A 20749-nucleotide genomic window follows, 5' to 3' on the forward strand; every position below is an offset into this window, starting at 1 on the left:
GACCTCGGACAGGGCTGCAGCATCCACCCGGTCATCGTCTCGAGAACCACTCCGAAACTCGAGCTCCCACACCAGCTGTGGCAGACCTAACAAAGTCCTACTAGATCAACCAGGCCGCTGCGTTCGCCGGGAGTGCGCCGTCGACGAGCGGGGCGCTCGACAGCAGGACCTCACCCGGTGGGAGTGGGATCGCGACGTCGGTCGCATTGAGCGCGCAGATCAGCCCGCCCGGGCGCCGGAACGCCAGGCAACCGGGCGGGCTGCCGTACCAGTCGACCCCGCCGCCCGCGAACTCCGGTCGTTGTGAGCGCAGTTCGATCGCCGTCCGGTACAGGGACAGCATCGACCCGACGTCCTCGAGCTGCGCCTCCACCGTCAGCGGGGCCCAGCTCTCGGGCATCGGCAACCAGGTCGACTCGCCGGTGGTGAATCCGAACGGCGGCTCGGACCCCTGCCACGGCAGCGGCACCCGGCATCCGTCGCGGCCGCGTTCGGTGTGCCCGGAGCGCTCCCAGACAGGGTCCTGCAGGGCCTCCTCGGGCAGGTCGTCGACGTTCGGGAGGCCCAGTTCGGCGCCGTTGTAGATGAACACGGCGCCCGGCAGGGCGAACTCGACGAGGGTCATGGCCCGCGCCCGCGCCCAGCCGACCGCGCCGCCGCCGTACCTCGTCACCTCGCGCTCCACATCGTGGTTCGACAGTGTCCACGTCGGGGTTCCGCCCACCGAGGCGACGGCGGCGAGCGAGTTGTCGATGGCCGCCCGCACCTGCTCTGCGCTGAACTTCGCCTCGGCCAGCCGGAAGTTGAACCCCAGGTGCAGCTCGTCGGGGCGGATGTACTCGCCGAAACGCTCGTTGTCTCGGACCCAGATCTCGCCGACCGCCATGGTGTCGGGGAACTCGTTCATCACCTTGCGGATGCCGCGGTGGATCTCGTGCACGCCCTGATTGTTGAACCGGGGGTCGTCGTCGTCGTTGCGCATCAGCTCGTTGAGCGCCCAGTCGTGATCCGGCAGGCCCTCGGGCTTCGCCATGCCGTGCGCGACGTCGATCCGGAACCCGTCCACGCCGCGGCCGAGCCAGAACCGGAGCGTCGTGTGCAGGTCCTCGGCAACCTCCGGGTTGTCCCAGTTCAGGTCGGGCTGCTCGCGCGCGAAGATGTGCAGGTACCACTCGCCGGGGCTGCCGTCCGCCTCGGTGACACGCGTCCACGCCGGTCCGCCGAAGATCGACGGCCAGTTGTTCGGCGGCTCGTCGCCGTTCGGACCGCGGCCCTCGCGGAAGATGTAGCGGTCGCGCTCGCGGCTGCCCGGTTCGGCGCGCAGCGCGGCCTGGAACCACGGATGCTGCTCACTGGTGTGATTCGGCACCAGGTCCATCGTCACCTTGATGCGCCGGGCGTGCGCCTCGGCGATCAGGGCATCCATCGCGGCGAGATCGCCGAACAGGGGGTCGATGTCCCGCGGGTCCGACACGTCGTACCCGTGGTCGGCCATCGGGGAGCGCATCACCGGGCTGAGCCAGATCGCGTCGATCCCGAGCAGCTCCAGATAGCCGAGCCGGTCGCGGACTCCGCCCAGGTCACCGACACCGTCGTCGCCGCCGTCCGAGAACGAGCGCGGGTAGATCTGGTAGAACACCCCGGTCGTCCACCACTGGTCGGATTCCGCCTGTCCCGCAACCCCCTGCGGGCTCACCACGCTGCTCACGACGGTCACAGTGCCACACGTCCGCGACAGTCACGACTCGTGGCACCGCACAGCGGACGCGATGTCGGTCGGACGGTCGACCTCAGACGGGGGAGTTCACGAGAGAGTTCGCGGCCATGTCCATGTAGTCGACCAGCGCGCGGCGGTGTTCCGCGTCCAGGGTCTGCTCGTCGATCGAGTCGATCGCGATGTGCATGCACCGCAGCCACGCGTCCCGTTCCAGCGGGCCGATCCTGAACGGGTTGTGTCGCATCCGGAGGCGAGGATGGCCGCGTTCCTCCGAGTACGTCCGCGGACCGCCCCAGTACTGCTCCAGGAACATCCGCATCCGGCGCTCCGCGGGACCCAGATCCTCCTCGGGATAGAGGGGGCGCACGATCTCGTCCTTCGCGACCTCCTCGTAGAAACGGGAGGTCAGCTTGCGGAACGTCTCGGCTCCGCCGATCGCGTCGTAGAAACTCATCTCGGCATCACTCATGGCGCCACCATTGTGCCCTCCGGTCGCCGTGGCGTCGATCCGCGCCCGCGAGCAGGTGGGTCGCGGGTGTCGACGAGACGCGCCCGACGTCGGGTGTCGTCTCCTGTTCACCGGCCTGCCTGCAAACTGTCGCGGAAATGCACGTGCATGGGCGGGTCATCCGTGGTCAACTGGGACAGGTCCTGCACCGGAGGTCGCATGAAGCACCGACACAATGCCCGAGCGCACCGACAACTCGAGCCCGCCGACGCCCGTCACAAACCGGGGTCGGGGGCTTCCCCGCTCTATGCGATCAACGAGGGTGTCAGACCCTCCGACCCGGGCGACGATGCGGTACCCGCCTGGGTCAAACGCCGGGTGCTGCTGCTCAACGCCACCTATGAACCTCTCACCGCCCTCCCTGTCCGCCGTGCGGTCGTGCTCCTGGTCTGCGACAAGGCCGATTCCGTCCACGAGGATCCGCTCGGGCAGGTCATCCATTCCGCCGGCTGTTCGATCCAGGTTCCGTCGGTGATCCGGCTCCGGAACTACGTGCGCGTGCCCTACCGCGCCCGGATCCCCATGACCAGGGCCGCACTCATGCATCGTGACCGTTTCCGATGCGCCTACTGCGGCGACAAGGCGGAGACGATCGACCACGTGATCCCCCGCAGTCGCGGCGGCGAGCACTCCTGGGAGAATTGCGTCGCCTGCTGTGCGCCCTGCAACCACCGCAAAGCGGACAAACTGCTCAGTGAGCTCGGCTGGACGCTCCGCGCCGCCCTCGTTCCCCCGAAGGGCCAGCACTGGAGGCTCCTCGCGTCCACCAAGGAACTGGATCCGCAGTGGCTGCGCTACCTCGGCGAGGGCGCGGCCTGACCGCCGGTCGGGCGCTCACTCCGTCATCGGATCCGTGAGGATTTCCAGGCGCGTCTCCTCGAGGTCGAGCCGGCGCTGAGCTGCCGCGAGCGTGTCCGAGCTGTATCTGCCGTCCGACCGCGCCCGCAGCAGTGCGCCGCGCTCGGCGCGAAGGGCCACCAGTCTGAGCGCGAGGTACTCGTCGCGACGCCGGTCGTGGTCGGGATCCGGACGGTCACCCACCGCGTCCCGCTTGCCGATGAGACTGTCCGCGCGCACCCGTTCGAGCACCCCGGGGTCCACGTCCGACGCCAGGGTCAGCCTCGATTCGGCGGCATCGGCCAGCTCGGTGAGCAGTTGCGTGTACTCGGCCTGCAGTCGTTCGGTGTCGTCGCCGGGAACCTTCAACCAGCGAATGACCAGGGGAAGGGTCAGCCCCTGGAGCAGCAGGGTCGTCACGGCGACCACGAACGCGATGAAGATCAGCTCCGCCCGGAACGGGGTGCCGTAGGGCAGTGTCTGGGCAGCGGCGAGGGTGATGGCGCCCCGCATGCCCGACCACGCCAGCACAACCCCACCCCGCCAGCCGAGGGCCTCGTTCAGCTCGAACTCGATGTCCGCTGCCGCTCGCCGGAAACGGCGACGCAGGTACGCCTGCTTCCGCGGGTTCACGTCGTCGCGTTCGGCCATCCGGTCCAACCGCAACTGCATGCTGTCGAGATGCGGGACGATCTGCCGGGCGCGCCGTTCGTCCCGGCGCAGCACGCCGACCAGTGGGACGATGAACGCGGCCCGGACCGCGATGACGAACGCGGTGGCGATCAATCCGTAGAGCAGTCCCTGACCGGGGGAGAGTTGGGCGTCGCGCACCTCGTCCACCAGGTGTTCGAGGCTCAGGCCCATCGTCAGGAACACCGCGGACTCGAGAAGGAAGGCGATGGTGCGCCAGTTCATCTCCTCGGTGACCCGGTTCCGGGCCGAGAGGTGGCGTGGCGCCATGTGGCCGGTCACGACACCTGTGACGACGACGGCGAGCACTCCGGATGCGCCGAGTTCCTCCGCCGGAAGGTAGGCGACGAACGGGACGACGAACGAGATCGCGGTGTTGAGGACGGTGTCGTCGGTGAACCTGCCGCGAATCCGGACGTTCACGATGCCGATGACGATGCCGACCACGGTCGCGATCACCACCGCGTACACGAAGTCGCCGGCGACGTGCCACAGGGAGACCGCACCGGCGGTCGCGGCGATCGCGGACCGCAGCAGCACGAGCGAGGTGGCGTCGTTGGCCAGACTCTCGCCTTCGACCACGGTCAGCAGGCGCGACGGCAGGCCCAGCCTGCGGCCGACGGAGGTCGCTGCGACGGCGTCGGTCGGACTGATCACCGCGCCGAGGGCGAACGCCGTCGCCCAGCCGATGTCGGGGATCAGGAAGTGAAACAGCACGGCCGCACCGGCTGTGGTGACGAGGACGAGGAGCACCGCGAGTCCGGTGATCGCCTTGATGTTCCGCCGGAAGTCCTGGGCGGGAATGTTCACCGCGCCGGCGTAGAGCAGGGGCGGAAGGACCCCGGCGAGCATGACTTCGGGGCCCAGGACGACGTCGGGCACGCCCGGGATGTACCCGATGACGATTCCGACCACGACCAGGCTCAGGGGAGCGGCGAGGCCCAGTCGCTTCGAGAACGCAGCCACCGCAACGATGCTCGCGACACCGATGACCGCAATCAGCGTGTACTGCATGACGATCATTGTGTGCGCGCACCACGGAGCCTGCTGGTCGACACGGCGCGAGACCGGGGGGTGATTCGGACTCCGCTCGCGACGTCCCCAACGGATCGCGGCAGTTGAGTAGGTTCACCGAGAAGAGGGTTGTCGACTCGAACATCTGCACAGGGGGAGGACGGCCGAATGCGCAGGATTGCCGTGGTCGTGGCGCTGGCAGCGCTGGCAGCGCTGCTCGGACGAAGGCGGGTCGGGCGGGATCGTCCGTACCGGCGCGGTTTCGCGGTCGGGACCGACGACTTCGGTTACGACCCCGGGCTCGACCCGGACAGCGATCTCGACTGACACCGGCGTTGTCCGCTCCGACCGGGTTGTCGGGACCGGCAGCCGTTCGGTGGGCTACCGTTGGCGCGTGAGCATTCTCGAGACAACGCTGATTTTCGTCGGGATTCCCGTCGTCATCACGGCGATCATCGCGGGGCTGAGTTACCTGGCTCCGCGCGAAGCCGGTGAGACCCCCGCCCATTACTCGCTCGACGAGGAGTGGACCCACAAGCCGGTGCTGTGGTCCGCCGTCGACGAGGTGACGACCCGCCCGGGCCACCACGGTGGTCACGCGGAGATCGAGGGCTCGGCAGATCTGATCGGAGGTTCCGCAAGTGGCCGGTGGTAGCAAGTTCCCCGCAGTCGTCGAGGCCGATCTCCCGGTCGGTTCGGCGGTCACGCCCAGCGGTCGCGTCTCGGGCGTGCACCGTATCGGTGAGCCCTTCGTCGACGACCTTCCGTTCACCGTCGACGAGCTCGTCGCCCTCGACGACGCCCTGACCGACGCGACCCGCCTGACCAAGGTGCGGTTCAACGTCTACGTCGGCGCACTCGGAGAGGACCCGGCCGCCGGTGTGGCGGCGCTGTTCCCGACCACGCCCGAGGCCGAGCGGTCCGTGCTGATCGCCGTGTCGCCGAACCAGCGTGTCATCGAGGTGCGCTCCGGCAAGGGCGTCGAGGATCGCGTCACCGACCGCGTCGCGCAGCTCGGTGTCACGGCCGCGGTGTCGTCGTTCGCCGAGGCGGATCTGATCGACGGCATCATCAGCGCCGTCAACGTGATGAGCGCGGCCATCGGCCGGCCGTAACCCGCACCACCCGGTGGGCTGAATGTCACATCGTGCCGACTCGATGCGCACGATGTGGCATTCGGCCCATTCGCTTCTCTAACCGGCGTCGAATGCGCGGGCCTGCAACGAGCGGACGATGCCGGCCCGGCCCTCGACCACCAGGCGCCGGAGCGCGGGCGGATGATCGCCCGCCAGGAACTCGTCGGCCGCCGCGACCGAGTCGTCGCTGATCGACCACGACGGGTACAGCCCGATGACGACGGTCTGCGCCACCTCACTGGAGCGACGCTCCCAGACCCCGGCGATGTCGGCGAAGTACTTCGCGACGAACGGTTCCAGCAGTGCCGCCTGACCGGCGCCGGCGAAGCCGCCGATGATCGAGCGGGCCGTGATGTTCGGGATCGCGTCGTCGTGGACGACCGACTGCCACGTCTGCTCCTTCACCGCGGCCTGCGGACGCGCCGCCCGTGCCGCGGCCGCGGCCCGCGCACCGGCCGCCGTCGGGTCGCGCTTCGCCTCCGCGTCGACGAACGGCGACTCCGGACCGTCGGCGTCCACCTCACCGGCCGCGGCGAGTGCCGTCACGATCCGCCAGCGCAGGTCGGTGTCGACGACGAGGCCGGGCAGGCCCACCGTCGCCGGATCCGCGTCCAACAGCTCCGCGAGCACCTCGGTGTGCCACGCCGACAGCTGCGCGCCGGTCAGCGCGTTCACGAACGCCAACTGGTGGTCCGAGCCCGCCTCCGCCTCGCGGGCCAGCTCCAGCAGCCGGTTCGCGAACGCCGGCCACCCGATTTCGGCCGCCCAACCGGGCTCCGCGTAGCTGGCGATCGCGGTGTGCGCCTGCATGAGCAGCCGCTGCACCACACCCACCTCGGTCTCGGCGCCGATGCCGCGCTGGACCAGCGCGACGAAGTCGCGGGCCTTCATCTCCGCCTGCCGTGTCATCTCCCACGCCGCCGACCACACCAGCGTGCGAGGGAGCGGTTCGACGATGTCGCCGACCCGGGCGATCGCGGTGTCCAGTGACTCGGGATCGAGGCGCACCGAGCAGTAGGTGAGGTCGTCGTCGTTGACCAGCACCAGCTTGCCCCGCGGCACGCCGACCAGCTCCGGCACCTCGGTGCGCGCTCCCTCGACGTCCAGCTCGATCCGCTGCGTCCGCACGAGCCTGCCGCTCGCGTCGTCGTCGTAGACGCCGACGGCGAGCCGGTGCACGCGGGTCTCGCCGGCGCCGGGCGCGGCACCGTCCTGGAGGACCGCGAACGACGTGAACTTCCTGTCGGCGTCCACCTCGAAATCGGGACGCAGGGTGTTCAGACCGGTGGTCTTGAGCCACTGCGCACCCCAGTCGGACAGGTCCCGCCCCGACGACTTCTCCAGCGCGGCGAGCAGGTCGTCGAAGGTGGCGTTGTCGTAGGCGTGGTCCTGGAAGTAGGCGCGCAGGCCGGCGAGGAACGGTTCGAGGCCTACGTACGCGACGAGCTGCTTGAGCACCGACGCGCCCTTGGCGTACGTGATGCCGTCGAAGTTCACCTCGACGGCGGCGAGGTCCGGGATGTCCGCGGCGATCGGGTGCGTCGACGGCAACTGGTCCTGCCGGTACGCCCAGGACTTCTCGACGTTGGCGAACGTCGTCCACGCGTTCGTGTACTCGGTCGCCTCGGACTGGCAGAGCACCGAGGCGAACGTCGCGAACGACTCGTTCAGCCACAGGTCGTCCCACCAGCGCATGGTGACCAGGTCGCCGAACCACATGTGCGCCATCTCGTGGAGCACGGTCTCTGCGCGCCGCTCGTACGAGTAGCGGGTCACCTTGGACCGGAAGACGTAGTCCTCCAGGAACGTGACCGCGCCTGCGTTCTCCATCGCGCCTGCGTTGAACTCGGGGACGAACAGCTGGTCGTACTTGCCGAACGCGTAGGGCACCCCGAAGTTGCGGTGGTAGAACGCGAATCCCTGTTTCGTCTCCGTGAACAGCCGGTCGGCGTCCATGTGCTCGGCGAGGGAGGACCGGCAGAAGATGCCGAGTGGGATGTCGCCGTGCTCGTCGGAGTAGACGTCGTTCCACTCGGCGTACGGGCCCGCGATGAGCGCAACCAGGTAGGTGCTCATCCGCGGCGTTGTGCGGAACCGGTGCTCACCCGGTGTCGCGACCAGCGTCTCGACGACGGCGGAGTTCGAGATCACCTTCCAGTCCACCGGGGCGGTGACCGAGAGGGTGAACGTCGCCTTGAGGTCGGGCTGGTCGAAGCAGGCGAACATCCGCTTCGCGTCGGCGGTCTCGAACTGCGTGTACAGGTACACCGAGCCGTCCGTCGGGTCGACGAAGCGGTGCAAGCCCTCGCCGGTGTTCGTGTACAGGCACTCGGCGTCCACGACGAGGTCGTTCTCCGCTGCGAGACCGGTCAGCGCGAGGCCCGTCTCCTCGGTGTACCCGGACACGTCGACGGGCGAGCCGTTCAGCGTCGCCGAGTTGACGTTCTTCGCGATCAGGTCGACGAAGGTGGAGCTGCCTTCCGTCGCGGCGAACCGGACGGTGGTCACGGAGCGGAACGTCGTCTCGCCCGGGGCCCCGGCACCGTCCGTGAGATCGAGGTCGATGCCGTAGTGGTCGACGGTCAGCAACGCCGCGCGCTCGGCTGCCTGCTCGCGGGTCAGGTTCGGTGGGGCCACGTTTCGACGCTCCTCGGGGTCTGTTCGTTCACGGACGACCCCTATCCCACCACGTACGGGCGACGGCTTCGACCCCTCAGGTGGCCGCGTCGCCCAGCGCGACCGTCGGATCGGCCAGCAGGGCCGGATTCACGGGCGTGCGCGCGCTCACCAGCGCCTTGATGTCGTCGGTGACATCCCAGACGTTGACGTTCATTCCGGCGAGGACGCGGTCGGAGTCGTCGAGCCAGAACGCGACGAACTCCCGCCGGGTGACCTCCCCGCGGACGACGAGCCGCGTGTAGCCGTCGGGGGTGTGGCCCACGTACTCCATGCCGAGGTCGTACTGGTCGGTGAAGAAGTACGGGAGATTGGTGTACTCGGCGCTCTCGCCCAGCATCGTCGCCGCGGCGACCGCGGGCTGGTTCAGTGCGTTCGCCCAGTGCTCGACCCGTACCCGGGTGCCGAGGACGGGGTGTTGTTGCGCGGCGATGTCGCCGAGCGCCACGACGTCCGGATCGCTCGTCTGCAGGGAGGCGTCGACGAGGACACCCCCGTCGACGGCGAGTCCGGCGTCCTCCGCCAGCTCGATGTTGGGCCGGGCCCCGACCGCGACGAGCACCGCGTCCGCATTGAGGGTCTCTCCGGTGCCGAGATGCACCCCGACCGCTCGGCCGTCGCGGGTCACGACCTCCTCCACCGAGGCGTCGAGACGCAGGTCCACGCCGTGTTCGCGGTGGAGTTCGGCGAACACCGTGCCCATCTCGGGGCCGAGCGGCCCCATCAGCGGTAGCGGCGCGGACTCGACGACGGTCACCCCGGTGCCGCGGCCGCGCGCCGCGGCGGCGACCTCCAGGCCGATCCATCCTCCGCCGACGATCACCAGGTGAGACTGCGGCGTCAGGGCGGCGAGCAACGCATCCGATTCGTCCACCGTCCGGAGGTAGTGGACGCCGTGCGCGTCCGCACCGGGAATCGGGGGCCGCCGGGATCGTGAGCCGGTCGCCAGCGCGGCCTTGTCGTAGGAGACGGTGGAGCCGTCCGGCAGCGTCACGGTGTGTGCGGCCGGGTCGAGCGCGGTGACGGTGGTGCCGAGTCGGACGTCGACGTGGTGGTCACGCATCCAGTCGCCGGTGTGCACGGTGAACTCGGTGAGCGGTTTCCCCGCGACGAGGTGGTCCTTCGACAGCGGTGGCCGCTCGTACGGGAGGTGGTCCTCCGCGCAGAACAGCACGACGTCACCGTCGAAGTCCTTGGCGCGCAACGCTTCGGCGACCTTGGCTCCGGCGAGCCCGCCGCCGACGATCACGAATGTCCGGTTCTGCGACATGTGGCATCCTCCGGTTTCGGGTGCAACGGTCCCGGATTCGACGGTACTCGCGGGAGGAGCTTTCGCAGCCGGGGAAGCATTCGATTGCGGGGTGTGTTGTGCCGTCGGGGGCCTCCGTGCCCGCAACCGACTATCGATGGGAGCTTCGAGTGAGTGCGACACCGGCCAAGGACACTGCCGACTTCTGGTTCGACCCGCTGTGCCCGTGGTGCTGGATCACCTCGCGGTGGATCCTGGAGGTCGAGAAGGTTCGCGACATCGAGGCCAACTTCCACGTGATGAGCCTGGCGGTCCTCAACGAGGGTCGTGAACTCCCCGAGGAGTACGCCGAGCTCATGAAGAAGGCGTGGGGACCGGTCCGCGTCGCGATCGCCGCCGCACAGGCCCACGGCGACGAGGTCCTGGCTCCGCTCTACACGGCGATGGGTACCCGCATCCACGACCAGGGCAACAAGGATCTCGAGGTGGTGATCAAGGAGGCGCTGGCCGAGGTGGGCCTGCCCGCCGAGTTGGCTGGCGCCGCGGACGCCGACGACCACGACGAGGCGCTGCGCGCCAGCCACAAGGCCGGCATGGATGCGGTCGGTGACGACGTCGGCACTCCGACGATCCACGTCAACGGTGTCGCGTTCTTCGGTCCGGTGCTGTCGCGGATTCCGCGGGGCGAGGACGCGGGCAAGGTGTGGGACGGCGTGGTCGCGCTGGCCGGCTACCCCCACTTCTACGAGCTCAAGCGCAGCCGCACCGAGGGCCCGGTCTTCGACTGAGGCACTCCGTGCTCGTGCGCGCTTTACAGGTCCAGGGACCCGCAAAGCGCGCACGAGTGGCGTAGCCGCTTGCTACTTCGGGGGCATCCGGATGCCGCCGTCGACGCGGACGACCTCGGCGTTCATGTAGGAGTTGGTGAGCAGTTCGAGGACCATGCTCGCGAGCTCGTCCGGCACACCGAGACGGTTCGGGTACAGCACGCTCTCGCCGAGCTTCGCCTTGAACGCCTCGGCCTGCGGGCCCGAGCCGTAGATCGGGGTGTCGATCAGGCCGGGGGCGACGGTGTTGAGGCGGATGCCTGCGGCCGCGAGGTCGCGGGCGACGGGCAGGGTCATGCCGACGACACCACCCTTGGAGGAGGAGTACGCGGCCTGGCCGATCTGGCCGTCGAACGCGGCCACGGAGGCCATGTTGACGATCGCGCCGCGCTCGCCGGACTCGGTGAGCTCGAGGCGGCTCATCGCGGTCGCGGCGATGCGGGTGACGTCGAAGGTGCCGATCAGGTTGATCTCGATGACCTTCTTGTAGACGTCGAGATTGAAGGCCGACTCGTACGAGCCGTCGCGGCCGATGGTGCGGGCCGCGGAGCCGATGCCGGCGGAGTTGACGGCCGCGCGCAGCGGGCCGAGCTCGGAGGCGGTGTCGACGGCCTCGACGATCTGCTCGGTGTTGGTGACGTCGACCTGGACGAATGCGCCGCCGATCTCCTTCGCGAGGGCGGTGCCGACCTCGACGTTGAGGTCGGCGATGACGACCTTGGAGCCGCGGGCGGCGAGCTGACGGGCGGTGGCGGCACCGATGCCGGACGCGCCACCGGTGACGACTGAACTGGTTCCGTTGAGTTCCATGCCGGTCACACTAGCGCTCGTTCAACACCGCCTGCGGCGGTGTCCGTTTCGGGAGGACGATCCTCGGTCCCTATCATCGAGGGCATGCGCGTTTACCTGGGTGCCGACCACGCCGGCTTCGAGCTCAAGAACAAGATCAAGGACCATCTGATCGCGAACGGCCACGAGGCCGTCGACTGCGGAGCGCACGAGTACGACGCGCTCGACGACTACCCCGCCTTCTGCATCGACGCGGCCCGCCGGGTCGTCGCCGACGAGGGCAGCCTCGGCATCGTCCTCGGCGGCAGCGGCAACGGTGAGCAGATCGCCGCGAACAAGGTTCCCGGCGCCCGTTGCGCTCTGGCCTGGAGCGTCGAGACCGCACAGCTCGCCCGTCAGCACAACAAGGCGCAGCTGATCGGTATCGGCGGCCGCATGCACTCGGAGGAGGAGGCGCTCGCGATCGTCGACGCGTTCCTCGCCACCCCGTGGTCGGGGGAGGAACGCCACCAGCGCCGCATCGACATCCTCGCCGAGTACGAGCGGACCGGCGAAGCGCCGGCCGTTCCGGGCGCATAGCGCAGGGCGCCTGAGTGCCCGAGGGCCACACCCTCCATCGACTCGCACGGGAGCATCGGCGACACTTCGCCGGTGCTCCCGTGCGCGTGTCCAGCCCGCAGGGCCGGTTCACGGACGGCGCCGCGACGGTCGACGGACGGATCCTGGAGCGGGCCGAGGCGAACGGCAAACACCTGCTGCACCACTACGAGGGCGGCGCGGTCGTGCACGTCCATCTCGGCCTGTACGGCAAGTTCACCGATGCCGCTCTCCCGATGGGCGAACCGGTCGGGCAGGTGCGGATGCGGATGGTCGGGGCGGAGATCGGATCCGACCTGCGTGGCCCCACCGCCTGCGAGATCTGGGACCCGACGCAGGTGGTCGCACTCGAGCAGCGACTCGGACCCGATCCGCTGCGACCCGACGCCGACCCCGACCGGGCGTGGCGCCGGATCTCCAAGTCGCAGAAGGCGATCGGGGCGCTACTCATGGATCAGGCGGTGCTCGCCGGCGTCGGGAACGTGTACCGCGCCGAAGTGCTGTTCCGGCACGGCATCCATCCCGAGCGGCGCGGCCGCGACCTCACCCGCACCGAGTGGGACGAGATCTGGGCCGACCTCGTCGTGCTGATGGCGGTCGGTGTCGAGGCCGGCGTGATGCACGTCGTCCGGCCCGAACACGATCACGGTGCACCCGCGTACGCAGTGGACCGGCCGCGTACCTACGTCTATCGTCGCGCGGGTGAACCGTGCCGCGTGTGCGGCACCCCGGTCCTGCACACCGTGATGGAGACCCGAAACCTGTTCTGGTGCCCCGTCTGTCAGGAATCCTGACCGAGGCCGGATCAGGTCAGCGCTGCCTCGAGTTGGTCGAGGACGAGTCCGGCGCCCACCACCCCGATGCCGACCATCCACGTCTCGTCCTCCATCTCGTGGACGTTTCCGGCCGCGACCGCGGGTAGCGCGCCCCACACGCGGGTGACCGCAGGCATCGTTCCCGCGTTCGGGTCTCCGGCGGGATTCGTGTAGAACACCACGTCACCGTCGATCTGCGTGAACATCTCCGGGCTCAGTTCGAGCATCGAGTACTCGTTCCAGTCGCGCTGACCGAGGTCGAAGCCCGCCTCGGTCAGGATCGAACCCGAGAAGGTGCTCGGCCCGTACAGCCTGAAGTTGTCGGTGCGGAAGCGGACGATCGACGCGGAGCGGCCCTGCGCGCCGACCTTGTCGCCGACCTCGACCGCTCGATCCGAGATCCCGGTCAGCAACCGGTCCATGTCGTCGCTCTCGTTCACCGCCGCTGCGGTGATGCGCGCCTGCTCCCGCCAGTCGGTTCCCGAGTTCTCGGAGAAGACGGTCGGTGCAATCGCCGAAAGCTGGTCGTAGAGCGCCTCGTGGCGGACCTTCGCTCCGATGATGAGGTCGGGAGCCAGGTTCGCGATCGCTTCGAGATTCGGTTCGGAGGTCTGGCCGACGCTCGTCGTCCCGTCGAGGTTGTCCGCGAGATAGCCCGGAAATCCGTTGCTCGCACCCGATTCGGTGGCGCCGACCGGTGTGATGCCCAGTGCGACAAGGGCATCAAGATGGGGGGAGTCGATGACGACGATGCGTTCGGGTGTGCCGTCGAGAACGGTCGTGCCCATCGCGTGTTCCACCGTGTAGGCGTCGTCGCTCGTGCTCTCTGCGGTCGAACTGCCACACGCGGTGAGGAACAGGGCGGTGGCTGCCAGGGCCGCGCCGGCGAAACGGCGGACCGAGCGCTGTTGTGAATCGGACATGGGGGCACGCTAGCAGAATTAGGTTAGGCAACCTTCAGATGCAGTGGTCGGGAAAGACCGCGACGGGCGGATCGAGGTCGAGGTGACCCTGGTCCGCCCGCCGCTGCCTGCTCAGAAGTCGAAGCCGCCGAAGTCCCCGCCCCCGAAGTCGCCGCCGCCGAAATCTCCACCGAAGTCGCCGCCGCCGAAGTCCTCGCCGCCGCCCATGTCGCCGCCCATGTCCTCGCCGCCCGCGTCGCCACCGGCGTCGCCGCCCGCGTCGCCGCCCGCGTCGCCACCGGCGTCGGTGCCGTCACCGGCGCCGCTCTCGAAGTCCTGGGCACCGTAGGCCACGCCTGCCATTCCGCTGAACATGGCGGAGAACAGGAGCATCGAGCCGACGCCCCAGGCGCCGGCCACGAGCGCGGGCTTCCACCACGGCTCGGAGTACCAGCCGGCCGGGACCGGGCGGCCCGCGACGCGACCGCCGGGGTAGTAGTTCGGGGTCCGCTGCGACGGATTCGGCGACGCCGCCACCTGGCGTCCCTCGAACTCGATCTCACGGTCCTCGCTGACGTGGCCCGCGGCCTTCTGTCCGTCCAGGCTCGGGACCTCGGGTCCCGGGTCCATGTCCATGGCGATGCGCGCGGCGCGGATGTAGTAGAGGCCCTCGAGTGCAGTCTGCTTCGCCAGGCGCGCCTGGGCCGGGCTGTTGGCCTGCTCGATCTGGGAGCCGGCCGCGGTGTACCGCTCGGATGCGTCGGCGAGCGCCTGCTTCGAGGCGTTGTCGGTTCCGGTCAGGTTGTAGACCTGACCGCCGAGGCGTTCGATCGCCTGCCGGGCATCGGCCTTGGCGTCCTCGAGTTGGGTTGCGGAGTGTCCGGCGCTCTTGTTCTTCTGGCTCTTCGAGACCAGGAAGACGACAGCGCCGATGACGGCGACGATCAGGAGAAGTTCCACGCGAGACCTTCCAGCGAGCCCGACCGCGGTGGCATGGAACTCCAGGCGACCGGGCGGCGACTCGACACAGGGACAAATCGGACACCTTCAGGATACCGGGGGTCCAGGCGGGCGGCCCGTTCGCCGTTCGTGAAACCTGTCGGTGGGCGATGCGAACATATGTTCGTGCCCGATGGTGTTCCGCTCCCGCGACCTGCCGGGATCGTCCGCTCCGATGCGACGATCCTGCACGCCGACCTGGACTCCTTCTACGCCTCGGTCGAGCAGCGCGACGATCCGTCCCTGCGGGGGCGGCCGGTCATCGTCGGCGGCGGTGTGGTTCTCGCGGCGAGCTACGAGGCGAAGGCGTTCGGGGTTCGGACGCCCAGTAGCGCCGGGCAGGCACTGCGCCTGTGCCCGCAGGCCGTGGTCGTGCGTCCGCGGATGTCGGCGTACGCCGAGGCGAGCAAGGCGGTGTTCGAGGTGTTCCGGAACACCACACCGCTGGTCGAGGGCATCTCGATCGACGAGGCCTTCCTAGACGTGGGTGGGCTGGCCCGGGTGTCGGGCACACCGCTCGAGATCGCGACCCGGCTGCGGGCGGAGGTTCGGGAGAAGGTCGGCCTGCCGATCACCGTCGGCATCGCCCGCACCAAGTTCCTCGCGAAGGTGGCCAGCGCGGTCGGCAAGCCCGACGGTCTGCTGCTGGTGCCGCCCGGTCGTGAGCTGGAGTTCCTGCATCCCCTCCCGGTGGAGCGCCTGTGGGGTGTCGGCGCCGTCACCGCGGGCAAGCTCCACGCGTACGGGATCGAGACGGTCGGGCAGATGGCCGTGCTGCCCGAGCGGGAACTCATGGCCGTCGTCGGGCAGGGCGCCGGGCGTCACCTGCACGCGTTGTCCTGGGCGCGGGATCCGCGCCGGGTGCAGACGGGTACCCGGCGGCGCTCGATCGGCGCCCAGCACGCCCTCGGTCGCCGGCAGCGGTCCTTCGACGAGATCGAGGCGGTCGCGGCGTCGCTGGTCGACCGGGTGACGCGGCGGCTGCGCCGTGCCGGTCGGGTGTCCCGGACGGTGGTGCTGCGACTGCGGTTCGGTGACTTCACCCGCGCCACCCGGTCCATGACCGTCGGGCAGGCGACGGCGCGCACCGAGACGATCCTGTCCGCGGTACGCGCCCTCCTTCACGAGGTCAGGCCACTGATTCTCGATCGGGGCCTGACGCTCGTCGGTGTCGCGCTGACCAACCTCGACAGGGAAGGAGCCGAGCAACTCGCGCTGCCGCTCGACCTGGGCGGGGAGGATCGGGTCACCGGCGGCGGACCGCCCGATGCGAACACCGTGCGTTCGGTTCCGGCAGCCGCCCGCGACGCCGTCGCCCTCGACGCCGCGCTGGACTCCGTTCGCGACCGCTTCGGTTCCGTGGCGGTCACGCGGGCCGCGATGCTGGGCCGCGACCGCGGCGTGAGCGTCCCGATCCTCCCCGACTGACGCGAGGGTCAGACGCTCGCGGCCTCGTTCAGCTGCTCCAGCGTGCCGGTCGCCTCCAGGTACTCCTGCACCCAGCGTTCGATGACCGCCGAGGTCTTCTCGACCTTCTCGAACTGCCCGACGACCTGGCCGACCGGGTTGAACGCGACGTCGACGGTCTCGTCGGGGTACTTGTGGGTGGCTGCGACGGCCATGCCGGACACCATGTACTGCAGCGGCATGCCGAGGGGCTCCGGGTTGCCCTCCTTCTCCCACGCCTCGGTCCAGTCGTTGCGCAGCATGCGGCACGGCTTGCCGGTGAAGGAGCGGCTGCGGACCGTGTCGCGGCTGGAGGCGTCGATGTATGCCTGCTGCTGGACCGCGGTGTTCTCCGCCTCTTCGACCATCAGCCACTGCGAGCCGGACCACGCACCCTGTGCGCCGAGCGCGAGTGCTGCCGCGATCTGCTGGCCGCTGCCGATGCCGCCTGCGGCGAGCACCGGAACCGGTGCGACCTCCTTGACGACCTGCGGCCACAGCACGATCGAGCCGACCTCACCGCAGTGTCCGCCGCCCTCGCCGCCCTGGGCGATGATGATGTCGACACCGGCGTCGGCGTGCTTGCGGGCCTGGTAGGGCGAGCCGCACAGGGCGGCGACCTTGCGTCCGGCCTTGTGGATGTGCTCGATCATGTCCGCCGGAGGGGTACCGAGCGCGTTCGCGATCAGGGTGACCTTCGGGTGCTGCAGCGCGACCTCGACCTGCGGGGTCGCGGTGGCCTCGGTCCAGCCGAGAAGCTGCAACGCGTTCTCGCTGCCGTCGTCGGCGAGCGGAACGCCGTGGTCGGTGAGGATCTTGCGGCCGAACTCGAGGGTCTCCTTGGGGACCATGTTCTGCAGCATGGTGGTCAGTTCTTCGCCGGACAGGTTCGAGTCCATGCCCTCGTACTTGTTGGGGATGACGATGTCGACGCCGTACGGGTGGTCGCCGATGTGCTCGTCGATCCACTTCAGCTCGATCTCGAGTTCCTCGGGGGTGAAGCCGACCGCGCCGAGGACGCCGAATCCGCCCGCCTTGCTGACCGCGACGACGACGTCCCGGCAGTGGGTGAACGCGAAGATCGGGAACTCGATGCCGAGGTCGTCACAGATGGGGGTGTGCATGGGCGCTCCTTCGGTGAGGCAGGTGGCAGACTGAAACAGGTTCTACCTTATGGGGAGCGGCCTGCGATAGGGGTGACTATGCGCGGGATCGACTACGGTCGCCCGACGTCGGCGCGGAGCGGGCGGACTGCCAGGCCGCGAACGCCTCCCGGGTGGTGTAGCGCGGGGTGTATCCGAACACGCATTTGAGTCTGTTGTTGTCGAGGACCGGTCGGTACTGCAGGAACTTGACCTGCTCAGGTCCGTGCACCGTGAGCTTCAGGGCGTGACCCACGCGCAGCCCAAGACGGACCAGTCCCGGCGGCACGGTCCGTGTCCGCTTTCCGAGTGCGTCGGCGATCTCGTCCACCGTCATCGCACCGTCGCCCGCGACGTTGAAGATCCCCGTCCGGGAGCCGAGGCACGCCTGGACCATCGCGGACGCCACGTCCTGGTCCCAGACGAACACGAACGGACTGTCACTGCCCGCGATCTTGAGGAGGCGGTCCTTCTCGAACAGGGCGGTGATCTGGTTGTCGACGTCCGCGCCCAGGATGGTGCCGATCCGGAAGATCGTCTGCTCCAGCGCGGGATGGTCCCGGCGGTACTCCGCCAGCATCTCCTCGACCAGACGCTTGTGCCGGGAGTACGGGAAGGTGTCGTTTCCGCGCAGGGGAGTGTCCTCGGTGATCCACGACGGGTTGTCGTCGTGGTAGCCGTAGGCCGCGCCACTCGACGAGACGACGATGCGGCGGACGCCGTGGGCAACGCAGGCGCCCAGCACCGTTCGTGATCCCTCCACGTCGACCCGATACTCCTGCTCCGGCGTCGTCGACCGGCCGGGGTTCACGATCGACGCGAGGTGCACCACCGTCTCGACGTCGTGGTCGGCGAGGACCGCCGACATCGAAGCGGGATCGCAGACGTCGCCGACGGCGTAGGTGACGCCGTCGAGCGGATCGGAGGGGGCGCGCAGGTCGACGCTCACCACTCGCTGATTCGCGCCCCGCAGTCCTCGGACCACCGACCGGCCGAGGAAGCCGCTGCCTCCGGTCACCATCACCGTCATGCCGATGCCCCTTCCGTTCGTTGCGGCGCCGAGGTGCGTCTCCTCGACCAGATTCCCGCCAGCACCAGGCCGGCGACGATGTCCCAGATGCCCCACCAGCCGGCGACGATCGCCATGCCGCCCAGTCCGTCGAAGAACGTGAACACCAGACCGAGACCGAGTCCCGCGTTGCGTATCCCGACCTCGAACGTGACCGCGCGCCGGCTGCGCTCGTCGAGGCCCGTCGCGACTCCGCACCCGTAACCGAGCGCCAGAGCGACCGCGTCGTGAAGGAACACCGCGAGCAACACGATCCCGATGTACTCGGTGAACACCGAGAAGTTGCCCGCCAGTGCCGCGACGATGAACGCCAGCAGCGCCAGCAGGGACAGGTTCTTGACCCACGGCTCCGCAGCGGCCGCCCACCGCGGCCGGACCCGGGCCACGAGCAGTCCCGCGGCGAACGGCAATCCGATGACGAGCGCGATGTCCGCGAGCATGTCCGCGGGGCTGAGGGACACCGATCGCAACAGCGCGTCGGTTTCCGGCTGCAGGCTTCCCCAGAACGCGATGTTGATCGGCATCAGGAAGATCGCGAGGACGTTCGACACCGCAGTCATCGAGACCGACAGCGCGACATTGCCTTTCGCGCGGTGCGTCAGCACGTTGGAGATGTTGCCCGGCGGACAGCACGCCACCAGGATCATGCCGAGCGCGATCGACGGTGCCGGGTTCAGCAGCAGTGTGAGCACGAACGTCACGGCGGGCAGCAGCAGGAACTGCGCCGCGATCCCGACCGCCATCGCGCGCGGCATCCGCAGCGCCGCCCGGAAGTCGTCGACCGAGGTGTCCAGGGCGATCCCGAACATGATCCCGGCGAGGACGATGCTCAGCAGCGTCAGCGAGTTCTCGTTGAAATCGAGCACCACGTCATCGATGGGCATGGGCATCCTTCGGGGAGGGCACGGCGGTACCGCGTCGTGCGTTACGCCCGGCGTCCAGCCGGGCGATGTGCTCGGTGACGGTCCGGCGGTACGCGTCCTTGTTCACGTAGTACGACATCCGGTCGAGATCGAGATAGCGGTAGCCGCCGGTCAGATCGGGCTCGGGCCCGGCGACCCTGGCCGCGAACTCGGCGGCCAGGTCGGGGGAGTCGCGCTGGGCCCGGATCACCTTCGCCACCAGTTCGGCCTGCTCGTGACGCCCCTGCCAGCCGATTCCCGACGCCTCGATCATCCCGAGGATGAACAGGTTCGGATGCCTGCGGGACGCGATGTTGAGGTAGAGCGACGGGGCGCGTCCACTCCAGTCGAGGTGCTCCGGCGCGATGAACGGATAGTGCAGCCGGTATCCGGTCGCACACACGACGAGGTCGTAGTCGCCCACGTATCCGTTCGTGAAGTGCACGAGATTGCCGTCGAAGCGGTCGACGTCGGCGCGGACCACCACGTCGCCGTGGCCCGCGTGGTGCAGGATCAGCGAGTTCACGATGGGATGGGCCTCGTACAGCCGGTGGTCGGGTTGCGGGAAACCGAACCGGACGGGATCTCCGGTGAACATCCCGAGCAGGCGCGAGTCGATGCGCTGTTTGAGCCGCGGCGGCAGGGACAGCCGCCCGCCGAGGGTGTCGGCGGGGCGACCGAACACGTACTTCGGGACGAAGTGGTAGCCGCGCCGAACGCTGATGTCGACGGATCTGGCGTGGTGGACGGCGTCCACCGCGATGTCGCAGCCGCTGTTGCCCGCGCCGATGATCAGCACCCGCTTGCTGTCGAAGATCCGCGGATCGCGATACCCGCTCGTGTGCAGGAGTTCGCCGGTGAACGTGCCGGGGAAGGCAGGCAGGTTCGGTTCGGACAGTGTGCCGTTGGCGACGATCACCCCGCGATAGCGGGCGGTCGTCGGGGTGCCGTCGGTCTCGGTCGCGACGATCCACCCGTCGCCGTCGGGTTCGACCCGCGTGACGGTCGTCCCGAAGCGGAAGTGGCGATGCAGGTCGAACCGCTGTGCGTAGGCCTCGAAGTACTCCCGCAGCGCACGGTGCCCGGGATAGTCCGGGGTTTCGGGCGGCATCGGGAACTCGGTGAACTGTGTCGTCGTCTTCGACGAGATCAGATGGGCGGAGTAGTAGACGGTGCTGCGCGGATTGTCGATGTTCCACAGCCCACCGACATCGGTGTGCGACTCGAACCCGTCGAACGGGATGCCGAGCCGGGACAGGTTGCGGGCCCCGGCGAGGCCGGACGGGCCCGCCCCGATCAGGGCGTACCGATCGGCGGTGGACGTGGACGAGGGTGCGGACACGGTGACCCGACCTTTCCTGCGAGGCCGGGTCCCCCACGGCCCCGGCTGGTCAGCCCGAATCGTCCCGGCGGATGCCATGGATTCCAACATTT

At 69.1% G+C, this 20749-nt stretch carries 20 protein-coding genes; 8 read left to right on the plus strand and 12 right to left on the minus strand.

Annotated features, from left to right (window positions below):
• Window positions 1–100 precede the first annotated feature (100 nt).
• Window positions 101–1699, minus strand: coding sequence for a glycoside hydrolase family 13 protein (locus ACFSJG_RS02795; RefSeq protein WP_378483751.1), 1599 nt, complete (start codon window positions 1697–1699; stop codon window positions 101–103).
• Between the two features lie 91 nt (window positions 1700–1790).
• Window positions 1791–2186, minus strand: coding sequence for a globin (locus ACFSJG_RS02800; protein ID WP_378483690.1), 396 nt, complete (start codon window positions 2184–2186; stop codon window positions 1791–1793).
• Between the two features lie 198 nt (window positions 2187–2384).
• Here ACFSJG_RS02800 and ACFSJG_RS02805 point away from each other — a divergent pair, with 198 nt between their 5' ends.
• A complete protein-coding gene (locus ACFSJG_RS02805; RefSeq protein WP_378483691.1) occupies window positions 2385–3044 on the plus strand; it encodes an HNH endonuclease in 660 nt (219 codons plus the stop codon).
• 15 nt (window positions 3045–3059) lie between these two features.
• On the opposite strand, the gene ACFSJG_RS02810 is transcribed toward ACFSJG_RS02805, so the two are convergent.
• Window positions 3060–4766, minus strand: a complete 1707-nt coding sequence (locus ACFSJG_RS02810) for a cation:proton antiporter (RefSeq protein WP_378483692.1) — start codon at window positions 4764–4766, stop codon at window positions 3060–3062.
• A gap of 168 nt (window positions 4767–4934) precedes the next feature.
• On the opposite strand from ACFSJG_RS02810, the gene ACFSJG_RS02815 reads away from it, so the two are divergent.
• From ACFSJG_RS02815 to ACFSJG_RS02825, 3 genes are all read left to right on the plus strand, one after another.
• Window positions 4935–5093 (plus strand): hypothetical protein, encoded by a 159-nt coding sequence (locus tag ACFSJG_RS02815; RefSeq protein WP_378483693.1) that lies wholly within the window; start codon window positions 4935–4937, stop codon window positions 5091–5093.
• 67 nt (window positions 5094–5160) lie between these two features.
• Complete coding sequence (ctaJ, locus tag ACFSJG_RS02820) at window positions 5161–5421, plus strand: aa3-type cytochrome oxidase subunit CtaJ (protein ID WP_378483694.1); 261 nt, start codon at window positions 5161–5163, stop codon at window positions 5419–5421.
• Window positions 5408–5881: a DUF5130 family protein gene (locus tag ACFSJG_RS02825; protein ID WP_378483695.1), complete on the plus strand. Its 474-nt coding sequence runs from the start codon at window positions 5408–5410 to the stop codon at window positions 5879–5881. The genes ctaJ and ACFSJG_RS02825 overlap by 14 nt, the downstream gene beginning before the upstream one ends.
• A gap of 78 nt (window positions 5882–5959) precedes the next feature.
• Here the strand turns inward: ACFSJG_RS02825 and pepN are convergent, their stop codons facing one another.
• Both pepN and ACFSJG_RS02835 read right to left on the minus strand, forming a co-directional pair.
• Window positions 5960–8539 carry an aminopeptidase N gene (pepN, locus tag ACFSJG_RS02830; protein WP_378483696.1) on the minus strand — a complete coding sequence of 860 codons (2580 nt, stop codon included), beginning with the start codon at window positions 8537–8539 and terminating at the stop codon, window positions 5960–5962.
• Window positions 8540–8615: 76 nt separating this feature from the next.
• Window positions 8616–9848: an NAD(P)/FAD-dependent oxidoreductase gene (locus ACFSJG_RS02835; protein ID WP_378483697.1), complete on the minus strand. Its 1233-nt coding sequence runs from the start codon at window positions 9846–9848 to the stop codon at window positions 8616–8618.
• Window positions 9849–9997: 149 nt separating this feature from the next.
• On the opposite strand from ACFSJG_RS02835, the gene ACFSJG_RS02840 reads away from it, so the two are divergent.
• Window positions 9998–10615, plus strand: a complete 618-nt coding sequence (locus tag ACFSJG_RS02840) for a mycothiol-dependent nitroreductase Rv2466c family protein (RefSeq protein ID WP_378483698.1) — start codon at window positions 9998–10000, stop codon at window positions 10613–10615.
• 72 nt (window positions 10616–10687) lie between these two features.
• Here ACFSJG_RS02840 and ACFSJG_RS02845 read toward each other — a convergent pair whose 3' ends face one another.
• The gene (locus ACFSJG_RS02845; protein ID WP_378483699.1) at window positions 10688–11464 is read right to left on the minus strand and encodes an SDR family oxidoreductase; all 777 of its coding nucleotides are present in this window, start codon (window positions 11462–11464) and stop codon (window positions 10688–10690) included.
• A gap of 84 nt (window positions 11465–11548) precedes the next feature.
• Between ACFSJG_RS02845 and ACFSJG_RS02850 the strand changes: the two genes are divergently transcribed.
• A complete protein-coding gene (locus ACFSJG_RS02850; protein ID WP_378483700.1) occupies window positions 11549–12022 on the plus strand; it encodes a ribose-5-phosphate isomerase in 474 nt (157 codons plus the stop codon).
• Between the two features lie 14 nt (window positions 12023–12036).
• A complete protein-coding gene (locus tag ACFSJG_RS02855; RefSeq protein WP_378483701.1) occupies window positions 12037–12834 on the plus strand; it encodes an Fpg/Nei family DNA glycosylase in 798 nt (265 codons plus the stop codon).
• Between the two features lie 11 nt (window positions 12835–12845).
• On the opposite strand, the gene ACFSJG_RS02860 is transcribed toward ACFSJG_RS02855, so the two are convergent.
• Both ACFSJG_RS02860 and ACFSJG_RS02865 read right to left on the minus strand, forming a co-directional pair.
• On the minus strand, window positions 12846–13778 hold the full coding sequence (locus ACFSJG_RS02860; protein ID WP_378483702.1) for an ABC transporter substrate-binding protein: 933 nt from the start codon (window positions 13776–13778) through the stop codon (window positions 12846–12848).
• Between the two features lie 111 nt (window positions 13779–13889).
• Entirely contained in the window at window positions 13890–14717 is an 828-nt protein-coding gene (locus ACFSJG_RS02865; protein WP_378483703.1) for a DUF1542 domain-containing protein, read from the minus strand.
• Between the two features lie 159 nt (window positions 14718–14876).
• On the opposite strand from ACFSJG_RS02865, the gene dinB reads away from it, so the two are divergent.
• Window positions 14877–16184 (plus strand): DNA polymerase IV, encoded by a 1308-nt coding sequence (gene dinB, locus ACFSJG_RS02870; protein WP_378483704.1) that lies wholly within the window; start codon window positions 14877–14879, stop codon window positions 16182–16184.
• Window positions 16185–16192: 8 nt separating this feature from the next.
• Here the strand turns inward: dinB and ACFSJG_RS02875 are convergent, their stop codons facing one another.
• From ACFSJG_RS02875 to ACFSJG_RS02890, 4 genes are all read right to left on the minus strand, one after another.
• On the minus strand, window positions 16193–17326 hold the full coding sequence (locus ACFSJG_RS02875; protein ID WP_378483705.1) for a nitronate monooxygenase: 1134 nt from the start codon (window positions 17324–17326) through the stop codon (window positions 16193–16195).
• 76 nt (window positions 17327–17402) lie between these two features.
• On the minus strand, window positions 17403–18374 hold the full coding sequence (locus ACFSJG_RS02880; RefSeq protein WP_378483706.1) for an SDR family oxidoreductase: 972 nt from the start codon (window positions 18372–18374) through the stop codon (window positions 17403–17405).
• Complete coding sequence (locus ACFSJG_RS02885) at window positions 18371–19297, minus strand: bile acid:sodium symporter family protein (RefSeq protein WP_378483707.1); 927 nt, start codon at window positions 19295–19297, stop codon at window positions 18371–18373. The genes ACFSJG_RS02880 and ACFSJG_RS02885 overlap by 4 nt, the downstream gene beginning before the upstream one ends.
• On the minus strand, window positions 19284–20657 hold the full coding sequence (locus ACFSJG_RS02890; RefSeq protein WP_378483708.1) for a flavin-containing monooxygenase: 1374 nt from the start codon (window positions 20655–20657) through the stop codon (window positions 19284–19286). Before ACFSJG_RS02890 ends, ACFSJG_RS02885 begins: the two co-directional genes overlap by 14 nt.
• Window positions 20658–20749: the final 92 nt, after the last annotated feature.

This window comes from Rhodococcus gannanensis (genome assembly GCF_042681175.1).
GTDB classification, from domain to species: Bacteria; Actinomycetota; Actinomycetes; order Mycobacteriales; family Mycobacteriaceae; genus Rhodococcus_G; species Rhodococcus_G gannanensis.